Annotated in this window: 10 protein-coding genes and 1 other RNA gene; 9 read left to right on the plus strand and 2 right to left on the minus strand. The window is 72.2% G+C overall.

Annotation, left to right across the window (positions count from 1 at the left end; all coding sequences use genetic code 11):
• Positions 1-243: 243 nt before the first annotated feature.
• The 3 genes from ssrA to ACQPWU_RS07810 all read left to right on the plus strand — a co-directional run bounded on the left by ssrA (position 244) and on the right by ACQPWU_RS07810 (position 2431).
• Positions 244-627: a transfer-messenger RNA gene (ssrA, locus tag ACQPWU_RS07800) on the plus strand.
• Between the two features lie 314 nt (positions 628-941).
• Positions 942-1805, plus strand: coding sequence for a hypothetical protein (locus ACQPWU_RS07805; RefSeq protein WP_433438004.1), 864 nt, complete (start codon positions 942-944; stop codon positions 1803-1805).
• Positions 1802-2431: a hypothetical protein gene (locus ACQPWU_RS07810; protein ID WP_433438005.1), complete on the plus strand. Its 630-nt coding sequence runs from the start codon at positions 1802-1804 to the stop codon at positions 2429-2431. The genes ACQPWU_RS07805 and ACQPWU_RS07810 overlap by 4 nt, the downstream gene beginning before the upstream one ends.
• Before the next feature lie 285 nt (positions 2432-2716).
• Here ACQPWU_RS07810 and ACQPWU_RS07815 read toward each other — a convergent pair whose 3' ends face one another.
• Positions 2717-3061 (minus strand): hypothetical protein, encoded by a 345-nt coding sequence (locus ACQPWU_RS07815; RefSeq protein ID WP_433438007.1) that lies wholly within the window; start codon positions 3059-3061, stop codon positions 2717-2719.
• 161 nt (positions 3062-3222) lie between these two features.
• Between ACQPWU_RS07815 and ACQPWU_RS07820 the strand changes: the two genes are divergently transcribed.
• From ACQPWU_RS07820 to ACQPWU_RS07845, 6 genes are all read left to right on the plus strand, one after another.
• Positions 3223-4185: a GlxA family transcriptional regulator gene (locus tag ACQPWU_RS07820; protein ID WP_433438009.1), complete on the plus strand. Its 963-nt coding sequence runs from the start codon at positions 3223-3225 to the stop codon at positions 4183-4185.
• On the plus strand, positions 4182-7370 hold the full coding sequence (locus tag ACQPWU_RS07825) for a BTAD domain-containing putative transcriptional regulator (protein WP_433438010.1): 3189 nt from the start codon (positions 4182-4184) through the stop codon (positions 7368-7370). Before ACQPWU_RS07820 ends, ACQPWU_RS07825 begins: the two co-directional genes overlap by 4 nt.
• A 10-nt stretch (positions 7371-7380) precedes the next feature.
• The gene (locus ACQPWU_RS07830) at positions 7381-8940 is read left to right on the plus strand and encodes a serine/threonine-protein kinase (protein WP_433438011.1); all 1560 of its coding nucleotides are present in this window, start codon (positions 7381-7383) and stop codon (positions 8938-8940) included.
• Between the two features lie 13 nt (positions 8941-8953).
• Positions 8954-11767, plus strand: a complete 2814-nt coding sequence (locus ACQPWU_RS07835) for a BTAD domain-containing putative transcriptional regulator (RefSeq protein ID WP_433438012.1) — start codon at positions 8954-8956, stop codon at positions 11765-11767.
• A 73-nt stretch (positions 11768-11840) separates the two neighbouring features.
• Entirely contained in the window at positions 11841-12419 is a 579-nt protein-coding gene (locus ACQPWU_RS07840; RefSeq protein ID WP_433438014.1) for a hypothetical protein, read from the plus strand.
• The gene (locus ACQPWU_RS07845) at positions 12403-12945 is read left to right on the plus strand and encodes an OmpA family protein (RefSeq protein ID WP_433438015.1); all 543 of its coding nucleotides are present in this window, start codon (positions 12403-12405) and stop codon (positions 12943-12945) included. The genes ACQPWU_RS07840 and ACQPWU_RS07845 overlap by 17 nt, the downstream gene beginning before the upstream one ends.
• A 123-nt stretch (positions 12946-13068) precedes the next feature.
• On the opposite strand, the gene ACQPWU_RS07850 is transcribed toward ACQPWU_RS07845, so the two are convergent.
• On the minus strand, positions 13069-14136 hold the full coding sequence (locus ACQPWU_RS07850; RefSeq protein ID WP_433438016.1) for a S1C family serine protease: 1068 nt from the start codon (positions 14134-14136) through the stop codon (positions 13069-13071).
• Between the last annotated feature and the right edge of the window lie 8 nt (positions 14137-14144).

Here is a 14144-nt window from a genome sequence, read left to right on the forward strand (position 1 = left end):
CTTACTGAGTGACTGGGCCCGCTCGGGGGGTTGCGGATCCAGTCGCCGTGATGAGACAGGACTTCATCTCGGGGGAAGTCCTGCCGTCCGGACCGGCTCGACCCTGCCGGTCGGCCCCCGGGAGCGCGAGCTGTGTGCCACGCTCCCGGGGGTTTCGGCATGGGGGAATTAAGTTGGCGTTGACGGTGTTAACCCATGTACATTCATGTTGCTCACCCGTGAGGGTGTGTTGACAACTGCACAGGGGGTGACTGGCTTCGACTTCGACTTTGCAAGCCAGGTGAAGCGGGCCGAGGACTGCGGACATAACCTCGTTAATCCTGTGACCGCAAACAACAAGTGCCAATTCCAAGCGCACTGTGGTAGCCCAGGACTCCCTGGGCCTCGCTGCCTAAGTAGCGAAACCACTGTCAGCCCGGGAGTGCCTTCGGCCCGGTGTCTGGCATCGCTAGAAGGCTCAACCGTTCGACCCGGCCACGGGGGAGATCGGGAAATCAAACAGTGGCTGGGCCCGTCGGCGACTCGCCTGCGTGATCGCCGGGGCCGAGAAAATCACAGCAGGCTGCGCCCGGAGAAGCCCTGACTTGGGGTTGAAGGACGCGGGTTCGATTCCCGCCACCTCCACTGTGAGGCCCGTGTGGTCGGAAGCTGAGCTTCCTTCCCGCGGGCCTTCGTGCTGTCCAGGGGGAACCCCCGGAGGCCCGTGTGGTCGGAAGCTGCGCTTCCTCCCCGCGGGCCTTCGTGCTGCCCAGGGGGATGAGCCCCTGGAACCCCCAGCTATCAGACCGCCCCATACCTGCGGAGACACTGCAGGCAAGGGGCGGTTTTCGTGTCTGTGGGGGCACCCTGGGTGCACATTCGATACCTCTCCGCCACCAATGAGTGCTTTCTATGTGCTTAGGTGGTCCTCTGACAATTGTGGGTCGGAATGAGGTTGAAGGGTGTCAAGGTACGGCTGGCGTCACTCGGCGTTCGCGCCCGTGGTGAGCTTGGTGGTCTCCGCGCTGCTCATGGCGGCCGGACTGGTGGAATCGCTGTTGCAGGCCGTGGGCGCGAGCACGGCACCGACGGCCGCGGAACTCGTGGTCGCGTTGATCATCGCGGTGTTCTTAACGGCCGTTCTCAGGATCGTGAGGGCCATACCGGACATCCGGCGGGAGAGCGCCGCGACCGAGCGGGCCGTGGCGAACGTCCAGGCGGTGAGGCCGACCGAGGACACACTGGTGGCGCGGCGGCTGAAGCTCTTCAGGGAGGCGGCCGAGGCCGGCAATGACTGCGAGGCGGTGCTGAGTGCCCGGTCCGCGCTGGACGACAGCGAGATGGCCAACAAGCATCACCTCGATCACGCGCTCATCTGGGCGCTGCCGGTCTTCGGGTTCATCGGCACCGCGCTGACGATGGGCGCGATGGTCAGCTCGTTCTCCGACGCCCTGGACAGCAAGGGAGACCCCGGCGTGCTGATCGCCGCGCTCAAGCAGCACGTGCTGCCGGAGCTGGCGTCCGCGTTCGGCGTCACCCTGATCGCGTTGTTCCTGAGCGTGCTCTCGTTCGGTGCGATGGCCTTCATCGAGCGGGCGGAGCGGGCCAGCGTGGTGGCCGCCGACGAGGTGTTCCTGACGTACATCGCGCGTCTGCCCGCGAAGCAGGCGGCCCCCGCCATGAGCGGGCTCACCCAGGAGCTGGCCCTGTCCAGGGGCAGGACCGAGGAGCTCGTCAAGGGCCTGGACGCGCTGCGCACCGCGGTGGAGCGGCTGAGCGCGGCCGAGAGCAGGCCGCAGAAGTACACCCTGGTGAGGGAACCGTGAGGAAGCGGGCCACCAGGTCGTTCGCACCGCCGCTCGACCTGCGCTTCATCGACCTGTTCATGGCCATCGTCCTGGCGCTGTCGTTCGTCGCGATCATGCTGACCGTCGTGGCGCGGATGCTGCCGACGGAGGCGTCGTCACCGCCTCCGCGCCAGGAGACGCGCCAGAGTGTGGCCCAACTGAAGAAGCAGCTCGACGTCGCCGTGGAGGCTCAGAAGAAGGCCGAGGCCGAGCTGCGCACCGCTCAGGCGAAGATCGCCGAGCAGACCGCCTTCGCGCTGCCCTGGTGGCTGATCGGGTTCTGTGCCCTGCTCGGCGTGCTCGCCGTGTTCATGGGCTGGCGTATCCGGCTGTGGAACAAGGGCAACCTGCCGCGATTGCGCAGCTGGTTGTTGGTCACCGCGGTGGTGACCGTGGTCACGGCCGTGATCAGGTGGCTGAGCGACGGCGAGGGCTATCTGCTGCTCGCCGCGATCCCGTGGTGGGCCGCCGACGCCCTCTGCCTGGGGCTCTTGCTGGTCGCGTACGTGCTGATCTCCGTCATCCGGGAGAACCGCGCCACGCTCGGCGCGATCAAGGCTCGGTCGGCGCCCGAATCGAGGCCTGAGCGGCACCCGGTGGGATGAATCCCGTCGCATCGGCGAGACCGGCCGCGGGACTCCGGTACGACTTCCGGAACCCGCCTCGCCGCCACACGACATCAACGACCACAACGCCTCCCTGATCATCGCCAACCTGCTGAGCGGGTCCGAGGGCGACGGAAGGCTGGCCGGCCCGCCTCGAGGACGCCTACGCTGGGCCGAACGCGACTGGGCCGGCTTCCACGACTCGGTGATGGCCGCGGACCTCCTCCGCGCCCCCGCACGTGTGGAGGAGGTCTACCTGCTGAGCCGGTTCCTGCCGGAAGGCGCTCAGTGAGCGCAGCCGGCGTACTCGTCGAGGCGGCGCAGCATCGCCACCAGCATGAGCGGGAACATCGCCACGTGCGCCACCACCATCAGCACCCCGCCGTCGATGGTGCCCAGCCACAGCAGGGGGAAGAGCGGCACGACCGGGAGGAACATCACGGCGCACATCTCCAACGTCGGGGCCCAGCCGTGCCCGCGGATCCGCATCCACGCGGCCATGCCGACCGACATGTCGAACGCCATGACCAGGTACGCGAGCTCCGGCTGCCGGTCGTGGGACAAGCCGAGCCCGAGGGCGGACTGGAGCATGCCGAGCGCGAACATGCCGACGAACATGGCGATGATCATCTCAACATAATGGAGAGCGAATCGGCCCCAGCGGCGGCCGGAGTTCGTGCTTGTCGGTGTCATGCCTCGACTGTCTCCGGGCCGCCATCGCAAGCCAAGGGAGGCGGCCGGGGAGGTCCGGAAACTTGGGTTCTTCGTCCCTCGGACCTACAGTCGAGGCCATGGAGAGACGACGGGTCGTCGTCGTGGCGTACCACGCGGCGGCGCTGCTCGACATCGCATGCGTCACCTCGACGCTGGAGGACGCCAACTGGCACGGCGCCGCGCCGTACTACGAGGTGCGCGTGGCCACACCCGGCGGGCAGGCCGTCACCTCCGCCACCGGGCTGGTCGTCCAGGCCCAGCAGTCGCTGGAGCGGATCACCGGGCCGCTCGACACGCTGGTGGTGTCCGGTGGGATCGGCCACGAGGACGCCGCCGCCAACCCGCTCATCGTCGGCCACATCCGCAGGCTGGCCAGGGAGAGCCGCCGCGTCGCGTCCGTCTGCACGGGGGCGTACATCCTCGCCGCGGCCGGGCTGCTCGACGGGCGCCGCGCCACGACCCACTGGCAGGAGGCGCAGACGCTGGCGAGCCGGTTCCCCGAGGTGACCGTGGACGCCGACCCGATCTTCATCCGCGACGGGAACGTCTCCACGTCCGCCGGCGTCACCGCCGCGCTCGACCTCACTCTGGCCTTCGTTGAGGAGGACAACGGCACCAAGCTGGCCCGTACGGTGGCCCGCAACCTCGTCACCTATCTCCAGCGGCCCGGCAACCAGGCGCAGATGAGCATGTTCGTCAGCGCCCCCGCCCCTGCGAACAGCCTCGTCAAGCGGACCGTCGAATACATCGCCGCCCACCTGCGCGACGACCTCACCACCCCCGCGCTGGCGGCCGAGGCGGGCGTGAGCGAGCGGCATCTCACCCGGCTGTTCCTCAAGCACCTGGGGCTCACGCCGGGGCGGTACGTCCGGCAGGCCCGCACCGAGGCCGCCGCCCATCTGCTGGCCTCCACGTCGCTGCCGATGGCGTCCGTGGCCGTGCGGTGCGGGTTCGGGACGGCGGAGACGCTGCGGCAGGCGTTCATCGACCGGTACGGGATCCCGCCGTCACGATATCGGCTGACGCAGGCGGCTGGGTGACCCGTTTCGGGATACTCGGCCCGCTCCTGGCACGCCGCGCCGACGGGACCAAGATGCCGGCGGGCGGTCCGCGGCTGCGGGCGCTGCTGGCCATGCTGCTGCTGGACGCGGGGCGGGTGGTGAGCGCCGATCGGCTCATCGACGGCCTCTACGGGCCGCGGGGCGGGGCCGTGAACGCGTTGCAGTCGCAGGTGTCCCGGTTGCGCCGAGGGCTGGGGGCGGACGCGCCCGTGGAGTTCCACCCCGCCGGGTACCGGCTCGCGGTGCCTCCCGAGGAGGTCGATGTGCTGGCGTTCGAGCGCCTGGCCGCCGAGGGACGGGCGGCCGGCTCCCTCGAACGGCGGGTGGCGCTCTTCGGCGCGGCCCTGGCGCTCTGGCGCGGGCCCGCGCTGGCCGATGTGCGGGGCGTGCCGTTCGCGGAGACGCAGGTGGTGCGGCTGGAGGAGCTCCGGCTGGACGTGGTCGAAGGGCGGGTGGAGGCCGAGCTGGGGCTGGGGCTGGGGCTCGGCGGGTCGCTGGTGCCGGAGCTGCGGGAGCTGGTGACGGCCAATCCCGTACGGGAACGGCTGCGCGGCCAGCTCATGCGGGCCCTCTACGCGGCGGGCAGGCAGGGTGAGGCGCTGGCCGTGTTCGAGGCGGGCCGGGCGGCGCTGGCCGAGGAGCTCGGCGTCGACCCTTCGCCGGAGCTGGCGGCGGTACACCTGGCGGTGCTCCGCGGCGAGCTGCCCGTCCCGGCCCGCGCCGAGGTGCTCGGCGGCTCACCCGCCGGACCAGGTGTGGTCGCAGGTGGCCAGGCGTTCCCGCATCGGCCGCGCGGCGTGCCGGCCCAGCTCACGAGCTTCGTGGGCCGGGAGGACGACCTGGCCGCGCTTGCCGGGCTGCTCGGCCGCTCGCGCCTGGTCACCCTCGTCGGCCCGGGCGGTGCGGGCAAGACGCGACTCGCCGTCGAAGCCGCCGCCCGCGCCACCGAGGTGTGCTTCGTCGAGCTGGGCGGCATGGCCGAGGGCGGTGGGGTGGCGCAGGCGGTGCTGGCGGCGCTCGGGCTGCGCGAGGCCCTGCTCGCGCCACCGTCCCCATCGCCTGGACCGGCCACCGCGCTCCAGGACGACTACCAGCCGCACTCCCTTGATCGCCTGTCGGCCGCGCTCGCCGACCGTGCCCTGCTGCTCGTGCTCGACAACTGCGAGCACGTCGTCGAAGACGCCGCCGCGCTCGCGTACCGGCTGCTCAGCGCCTGCCCGGGGCTGCGGGTCATGGCCACGAGCCGGGAGGCGCTGGCCATCACCGGCGAGACCGTCTTCCACGTCACCCCGCTCGCGCTACCGCGGGCAGGTGAGCCGCCCATGGAGGCCCCCGCGGTCAGGTTGTTCGCGGAGCGGGCCGCCGCCGTGCGCCCGGGGTTCGCGCTGGACGCGGAGAACACCGGCGACGTGGTGCGCATATGCCGCGCGCTCGACGGTCTTCCGCTGGCGATCGAGCTGGCCGCCGCGAGGCTGCGCTCGCTGCCTGTCGCGGAGGTGGCGGCGCGGCTGGACGACGCGTTCGGGCTGCTGTCCAGAGGCAGCCGTACGGCCGCGCCGCGCCACCGCACCCTGCGCGCGGTCGTCGAGTGGAGCTGGGACCTCCTGGAGCCGGACGAGCAGGTGCTGGCCAGGCGGTTGAGCGTGTTCCACGGCGGGGCCGCGCTCAAGGCGGCAGAGCGGGTCTGCGGCATGCCCGGCGCGCTCGCGGGGCTGGTGGAGAAGTCACTGGTCGAGGTGGCGGGCGACCGCTACCGGATGCTCCGCACCATCCAGTCGTTCTGCGCGGAACGGCTGGCGGAGGCCGGGGAGACCGAGAGGCTGCGGCGCGCGCACGCCGAGCACTTCCACCGGCTCCTGCGCGAGGCCGCGCCCCACCTGCTCCGCGCCGAGCAACTCGGCTGGCTGGCCAGGCTCGACGCCGAGCGCGACAACTTGAACGCCGCCCTCCACTGGGCCGCCGGCGCCGATCCCGCGCTGGGGCTGCGGCTGCTCGGGGACCTGTCCACGTACTGGTGGCTGCGCGGGCGCAGGGCCGAGGGGATCGCGCCCGCCCGCGCCCTGCTGGCCGCGCTCGACGGCCCGCCGGAGGGGCTGGCGGGCGAGTACGTCCTGTGCCTGCTCGGCGCGGCGCTGCCCGCTTCCGAGCAGGACCTGGACCGGGCGAGTGAGCTCATGCTCTCCATGAACCTGGTCGAGACCCGTCCCCAGCTCGTCTTCTTCTGGTCGATGGCCATGGGACCGGCCAACGAGGCGCTCGCTGACGCCATCGCCACCCGCATGCGCGGGAGCGCCGACCCGTGGATCGCCGGCCTCGACCACCTCGGCAGGGGCGTGCTGGCGTTCCTCACGGCCGGGGACCTGGCGGAGAGCGAGCGGCAGTTGCGGCTCTCGATCGAGCGGTTCTCCTCGCTCGGCGAGCGGTGGGGCATGATGACGGCGATCTCCCAGCTGGCCGATCTGATGGGCTGGCTGGGCGAGGGCGAGCGGTGCGTGACGCTGATGGGCGAGGCGCTGCGGCTGGCCGAGGAGCTGGGCTCCCTGGAGGACCGCGCCGAGCTGCTCTGCCGCCGCGCCGACGGCCTGATCATGCTCGGTGACCTGGCGGCGGCCGGGGAGGGCTGCGAGGAGGCACTGGAGCTGGCCACGGGAGCCGTGGAGGCGACGACCAAGGCGATGTTCGGGCTGGCCCGGCTCGCGAGGTTGAACGGCGATCGCGCCGGGGCCCGCGCCCGTTATGAGGACCTCTCCGCCCTGCCCGAGGGCTCCTACGGCGGCGGGCTCGACCAGATCCAGGCACAGGTGGCGCTGGGCTGGATCGCCGCGGAGGAGGGCGAGCGGGCCGAGGCCGCCCACCGGCAGGCGAGCGCCCTGGCCAGGGCGCTCGAGCTGCGTAGCCGCCCGCACATGGCGCTGGCGGTCGAGGGCCTGGCGGGCGTGGCCGTGCTCTCGGACGACTGCGAACGGGCAGCCCTCCTCCTCGGCGCGGCCCGCGGTCTGCGTGGGGCCGCCGCAGCGGGTGACCACGACGTGGCCAGGGTGTCCGCCCAGGCGGGGGCCCGGCTCGGCGAGGAGCGGTACGCGCGGGCGTACGAGCAGGGGAGCGCGCTCCCCTGGGATGACCTGATCGCCCTGATAGGACCTGAGTTGTCTGAGTCTGGCTAATGTGTCTGCGATGAACGAGGTCATTGGCGGGTACACGCTGCGGCGCCTGCTCGGCAGCGGCGGCATGGGCGAGGTGCATCTCGCGTCCACACCCACCGGGGGCCTGGCCGCGGTCAAGGTCATCCATCCCGCGCTGGCCCGCGATCCGGCGTTCAGACGAAGGTTCGAGAGGGAGGTCGCGGCGGCTCGGCGGGTGGCCAGGTTCTGCACCGCGCCCGTGCTGGACGCGGGGATCGACGGTGACGTCGCCTACCTCGTCACCGAGTACGTCAAGGGGCCTGACCTGGCGCATGCCGTACACGATCAGGGGCCGCTCTCGGGCGGGAACCTGGAGGCGCTCGCGGTGGGCATCGCCACCGCGCTGAGCGCCATCCACGGGGCCGGGGTGATCCATCGCGACCTCAAGCCGTCCAACGTGCTGCTCTCGCCGCTCGGCCCCCGGGTGATCGACTTCGGCATCGCCCAGCTCGTCGAGAACGACGCCCTGGCCAGCCAGGCGATACTCGGGACGCCCGCGTTCATGGCGCCCGAGCAGGTGCGCGGGGAGCCGCTCACGCCCGCGATCGACGTGTTCGCGTGGGGCGGGGTGATCGCGTTCGCGGGGACTGGGCGGCTGCCGTTCGGGGGCGGGGCGCCCGGGGAGGTCGTGTACCGGATCATGCAGGAGGGGCCCAGGCTGGACGGGCTCGACGAGGGGGTCAGGCGGATCGTGGAGCAGGCCCTGGCCAAGGATCCCCGCATGCGCCCGACGGCCCAGCGGCTCCTGGCTGACCTGGTCGGCGGCACCCGCCTGGCCGCGGCCACCGAAGTGGTCGAACGTACCTGGACGGGCGCCACCCCGGCCGCCGCACCGCTCCTCCCCAACGCGTCGCCTGCCTCCGACGTGCCGCCCGCCCCGGGCCGGCTTGGGGCGCCCGAGCCGCCCAGCGGCCCGAAGCGGAGGCGGTGGCCGTGGATCGCGGGGGCAGGCGCGCTCGTCCTCGCCGTCGCCGCCGTGGCCGTGCCCGGGCTCTCCCAGGAGAGCCGGCCGTACGAGGCGGGCTTCGGCGACTCGTGGGCCGTCGGCTCGTCGGAGGGTGGGACCGCCCGGCAGCCGGGCTCCGGCTACGAGCTGACCGTCAAGCCGGGCTGGCGGCTGTGGAAGTCGGCACCCAGGCAGGAGCCGGAGGGCGGCGTGGTCGTCAGCGCGAAGGCCGCCCTTGAGGAGGGGTCCGGGGAGTACGGTGTGTGGTGCCATGGCTCGGCGCGCTCGGGAGACCGTTACGAGTTCGGGGTGAGCAGTTCAGGCAAGGTCACGATCGTCAAGCGCCGCACGGGCACCAGGGGCAGGACCCTGTACGGCCCGGCGAGCGCACAGAGCGCGGCCGTCAACCGCATCGTGGCGGAGTGCGGCGAGAGCGGGGGCAAGGTGACGCTACGCATGTGGCTGAACGAACGCCTGGTCGCGGAGGCGTCCGACGCGGACGCGCCCTACGGCCCGAACGAGTCAGGCGTCCACGCCGCATCCGGCGCCACCGCGAGCCTGCGCGTCCGCTTCGATTCCTTCGCGCTCAGACCGGCGGGCCAGTGATGCTGAGAGGTGCGTGAACGTGCGCTTCGGCGTGCTCGGGCCGCTGAGGATCGACGCCGGCCAGGTTCCGGGACCGGCCAAGCACCGGACGTTGCTGGCGGCGCTGCTGTTGTCGGCCCGCGAGACCGTGCCGGTCGAACGCCTGGTTTCCGTGGTCTGGGACGACCGGCCGCCGGCGTCGGCGGGGTCGGTGCTCAGGGTGTACGTCAGCGCGTTGCGCAAGCTCGTGGACGGCATCCGCACTGTGCCGGGCGGCTACGCGATCGACGTCGAGCGGGACGAGGTCGACTGCCACCGGTTCGAGCGGCTGGTCGCCACGGCCAGGCAGGAGCGCGAGTCGGGGCGGATCGCGGAGGCGGCCGGCACGTTCAGGGCGGCACTGGGGTTGTGGCGGGGGCAGGCGCTGGCCGACGTCGAATCGTCCACGCTGCGCCGGGCGCACGCCGTGCCGCTGGAGGAGCTGCGCCTGACCGCGCTGGAGGAGCGGGTGGAGCTGGACCTGCGCCTCGGCAGGGGTGCGGAGGTGGTCGGGGAGCTGCGGGCGCTGGTAGGGGCGCATCCGCTGCGCGAACGTGCCTGGGTACGCCTCATCGAAGCCCTCCAGCAGGCGGGACGCCGGTCGGAGGCGCTCGGGGCGTACCAGGACGCGCGCAGGACGCTGGTGGAGGAGCTGGGCCTGGAGCCGGGCGCCGAGCTGACCGCCGCACACCATCGGGTCCTGAACGACGAAGGCCCTCCATGGATGAGAACCGGCGAGCCACGGCAGAGTGCGGGGCCGGTCGATGAGCTGCCGCCGGACATCTCCGACTTCGTCGGCCGGCAGCACGCGCTCGAGTGGATCGTGCGGACAGCCCGCGAGCACGAGTCCGCGCCTGTGCACCTCGTCCTGCACGGTCCGCCCGGCTGCGGGAAGTCGGCCGTCGCCGTGCGTGCCGCCACCTCGCTCGAGCGGCCGGACGGCCGCCTCTACGCCTCGCTCGGCGCCCGGCCGCCGGGCGCCGTTCTGGAGGACCTGCTGCGCTCGCTGGGCTACCCGGACGGCGCGGTCCCACCGGCGCTGGACGAGCGCGTGCGGCTCTACCGGAGCATGACCGCCCGTAGGAGACTGCTCGTCGTCCTGGACGACGCCGCCGACGAGGCCCAGGTACGCCCGCTGCTGCCGACCGGCCCTGGCAGCCTCACCCTGGTGACGAGCCGGTCGCCGCTGGCCGGGCTGGAGGCGGCGCGGGCGTACGAGCTGGGGGTTCTCGGCCAGGACGAGGCCGTGGCGATGCTCGGCGAGGTGGCCGGGCACGACAGGGTACGCGCCGAGTCCGAGGCCGCCCTGCGCATCGTCCGGCTCTGCGGCAACCTGCCCCTGGCCCTGCGCATCGCCGGGTCCCGGCTGGCCAGGAAGCCGGGGTGGACGCTCGATCACCTGGCGGGCCGCCTCGGGGACGAGCGGCGCCGGCTCGACGAGCTCAGCGCGGGCGACCTGGCCGTACGGGGCAGCCTGGCTCTCGGCTACCGGGGGCTGCCGGACCCTGAGAAGGGGTTGCTGCGCGGGCTCGGCGCGCTGTCGGCGCCCGACTTCGCCTCCTGGGTCCTGGACGCGGATCTCGAGCCGCTCGCCGAGGCCGGGCTGCTGCAGTCACGCGGCCTGGACGAGGCGGGCCAGGAGCGATACGGATGGCACGACCTGACCAGGCTCTACGCCGCCGAGCGCCTCGCGGAGGAGGACGGCGGCCCGGCGGGTGTGCTGGCGGCCAGAGCGGGCGCCATCCTCGAGCGAACCAGGCAGGCCAGAGCCACCCTCCTCCCGGCCGAGCCCGGCACCGGCCGCACCGAGGTCCATCCGCCCGGGGCTGGAGCAGGCGGGCAGGGACTGGAGACCGGCTGGCTGCGGCAGGAGGCGCGGTGGCTGAGCGCCGAGCGCCGGTTCCTGGTGGCGACCGTCGAGGACTTCTACCGGGCGGGCCTGTACGAGGCCGCCTGGCGGCTGGCGTTCTACCTGACGCCGCTGTTCGAGCTGGGCGCGCACCACGACGACTGGCACGTGACCACGGCGACCGGGCTCGACGCGGCCAGGGCGGTGGGCCATCGGCACGGCGAGGCGCTCCTGCTCCGGGGCCTGGCCGACCTGCACAGGGCCGAGGGCCGCACGGAAGCGGCGGCCGCGGCGCTGCGGGCTGCCCAGCCGCTGGTGGAAGGGCTGGAGCTGGCCAGGATCACGCTCAGGCTCGGCCTCGTCCAGTCCCGCCCGGCGGAGGCCTATCAGGCGTTCGTCCGGGCCCTGCAGGTCTTCGAGGAGGCCGGAGATCAGCGCGGGCGGGCCGACGCCTTACGGGCGCTGGGCGCGCTACGCCGGGACGAAGGCGCGCTCAACCAGAGCCTGACGGCCTACCAGGACCTCGGGGACCCGCGTGGCGAGGCGGAGGCGCTGCTGGACCTGGCCAGGGTGCATCTCGGCGCCGGCAGGCGGGCCGAGGCCCGCGACTGCGTGGAGCGGCGGCTGCGGATCAATCGCCGCCTGGGCGACCGGTTGCCCGAGGCGGTGGCGCTGCTCGTACTGGCCGAGATCGTCAGGACGGAGGGCGAGCCCGGCGCCGCCGCCGGCTCCGCGAGGGAAGCGCTGGAGATGTTCGTCGCGTACGGCGACCGCAGGGGCACCGCGCAGGCCCTGACGGCGCTCGCCCACGCCGCGCTGGACCTCGACGACATCGAGGGCGCCGTTGAGAGTCTTACGCGTGCTATGGGAGAGTTTGACGACCTCGGTGACGAGCAGGGCAAGGCCGATGTCGAACGGCTCGCGCAGGAGGCCCGCAGGCGGCGTGGTCAGCGGATATAGCGGGCTATGCGGATCCTGAAGGTCTCCTCCCTACGGTGAGGGCCGTACCCCCGACGACGAAGGTGATCACATAATGCGAAAGACGATCGCGCTGGCCGTCGCGGCCGTCGCGCTGGCGGGCTGCGGAGCGCTCCCCGGCCGGCAGGGCGGCGGGGGCGAGGAGCGGCAGTCGCAGGCCGTCGCCGAGTCCCCCACCGAGAAGCAGGAGACGAGCCCCGCGGAGGAGCAGCAGAGCGCGGCTCCCCAGGACACCAAGGTGATCGCCACCCGCGAGGTCGCGGTCAAGGAGGGCAAGGCACGCGCCGACATCACCGGGCTCAAACGCCAGGGCAGGACCCTCACACTCAACTGGACGGTCACCGCGACCGCCGGCAAGGTCAACATGCACAACGGCATGAGCACCGGCACGCTGGACTTCACGGTCTCGGCCGTCTCCCTGATCGACCCGGTGAACGCCAAGCGCTACCGGGTGGCGCGCAACGGCACCGGCGAGGACGCGCAGTGCGTCTGCTCCGGCACCCAGGGCCAGTTCCTGGAGTCGGGGCAGACGTCCACGGTGTACGCGGTCTTCGCCGCGCCTCCCGCGGACGTCACCAAGATCAATATCGAGATGCCCATGATCGGCGTGTTCACCGATGTTCCGATCTCTTAGCGTCGCCCTGTCCCTGGTCCTGGCCCCCACTCCCGCGCCCAGCCCGCCGGCCGACGCCACCGGTGTCGTCGAGAACCTCGTGCTGCCCGTCGAGGACATCATCGGCGAGGTCGAGTCGCTGGACGGGACCGAGAGCGAGACCAAGCAGGGGCGTCAGGTGACGGTCTCGCTCACCAGTGACGTGCTGTTCGCACTGGACAAGTGGCAACTGACCGCCAAGGCCCGGCAGCGGCTCCAGCAGGTGGCCGAGAAGGTGAAGGCCGACGGCGCGGGCGGGGTGGTCAAGATCGAGGGGCATACGGACGACCAGGGGAGCGACGCGTACAACGTCACGCTGTCGCAGCGGCGGGCGCAGGCCGTCCAGGCGGTCATGCGCGGGCTGCTCGCGGACGCGGGCGTGACCCTCCAGGCGCGGGGGTACGGCGAGAGCCGGCCCAAGCGGCCCAACTTGGTGGACGGGAAACCCGACGAGAAGAACCGCGCCCAGAACCGGCGCGTCGAGGTCATCTTCACCGCCAAGCAGTGACTCCCCGGCTTCGGCTGGGGCCCTTTGGAGGGGAAGGAAGCAGAGGGCTTCGGGGCAGGGTGGGGCGTGCATCACCCCGGACTTCTTCGGCTCCTTGGAGGCGAGGCTTTGGGGGGACGGCCCTCATTCGCTCTGGAGTTGGCCCAGGGTCACGGCGACCGTCTCCGTTTGGCCGTCCGAGTGGAGCACGCCCACCTTGGCCTGGTCGCCGGGCTTGAGGGCGGCGATGGTCTCGGCCAGGGCCGCCATCGTCGTCGTCTTCTTGCCGTTGATCGAGGTGATCAGGTCACCGGGCCGGATCCCGGCCTTCTCGGCGGCCCCGCCCGGCTCGACGCGGACCACGCCCACCCCACTCGGCAAGCCGTCCGCGCCGATCACCGTGCTGCCCCTGAGGCCGAGGGCGGCCCGGTGGCTGTTGGTGACCCTGCCTTGCTTGACGATCTGGGCGGCGATGTCCGTGGCGGTGTTGCTCGGGATCGCGAACCCGATGCCGGGGGCGGCGCCCCCGCCCAGGTCGGGGTCGGTGGCGCCGAGAGTGGGAATGCCGATCACCTGACCTGCCAGGTCGACGAGCGCCCCGCCGCTGTTGCCGGGGTTGATCGCCGCCGAGGTCTGGATGGCGCCGGCGATCGTGGCGCCGGGGGAGCCCTCCTCCTGCGGCTCGGAGACGGTACGGCCGATAGCCGAGACGATCCCGTCCGTCACGCTGCCCGACAGGCCCAGCGGGTTGCCCATGGCGAGCACGATCTGCCCGACCCGCACCTTGGACGAGTCCCCGAACTTCGCGGGCCGCAACCCGCCGGGGTGGTCCACCTTGATCACCGCGAGGTCGCCCGCTTTGAAGGCCCTGACCAGCCTGGCCTGGAGCGGGGCGCCGCCGGTGGCGACCGTGACCTCCATCTTGGTGGCCGTTCCGACCACGTGAGCGTTGGTGACGATGTGGCCGGCGGAGTCGTACACGATGCCGGACCCGAGTCCGACCTTGGTGTTGATCTGCACGATGGACGGCAGCACGTTGGCGATGACCTTCTCGTACTCCGACTCCAGGGAATGCAGCGATGCCGGAGATGGGGACGAAGCGGCCGGTCGCGAAGTGGGCGTGCCAGTCAGCGCGGCCCTGGACGTGGGGGCAGGTCCGCAGCCGGTGAGCAGCACGGCAGCGGTGGCCAGTCCCGCAACGATCCTCTTCATGGGAGATC

It is taken from the genome of Nonomuraea sp. CA-141351 (assembly GCF_050944675.1).
In the GTDB taxonomy this organism is placed as follows: domain Bacteria; phylum Actinomycetota; class Actinomycetes; order Streptosporangiales; family Streptosporangiaceae; genus Nonomuraea.

Bases quoted from the DNA above. Each gene is read 5' to 3' on its own strand.
- ACQPWU_RS07815 (WP_433438007.1), bottom strand. From the start codon at position 3,061: ATGATCATCGCCATGTTCGTCGGCATGTTCGCGCTCGGCATGCTCCAG.
- ACQPWU_RS07820 (WP_433438009.1), top strand. From the start codon at position 3,223: ATGGAGAGACGACGGGTCGTCGTCGTGGCGTACCACGCGGCGGCGCTG.
- ACQPWU_RS07830 (WP_433438011.1), top strand. From the start codon at position 7,381: ATGAACGAGGTCATTGGCGGGTACACGCTGCGGCGCCTGCTCGGCAGC.
- ACQPWU_RS07840 (WP_433438014.1), top strand. From the start codon at position 11,841: ATGCGAAAGACGATCGCGCTGGCCGTCGCGGCCGTCGCGCTGGCGGGC.
- ACQPWU_RS07845 (WP_433438015.1), top strand. From the start codon at position 12,403: ATGTTCCGATCTCTTAGCGTCGCCCTGTCCCTGGTCCTGGCCCCCACT.
- ACQPWU_RS07850 (WP_433438016.1), bottom strand. From the start codon at position 14,136: ATGAAGAGGATCGTTGCGGGACTGGCCACCGCTGCCGTGCTGCTCACC.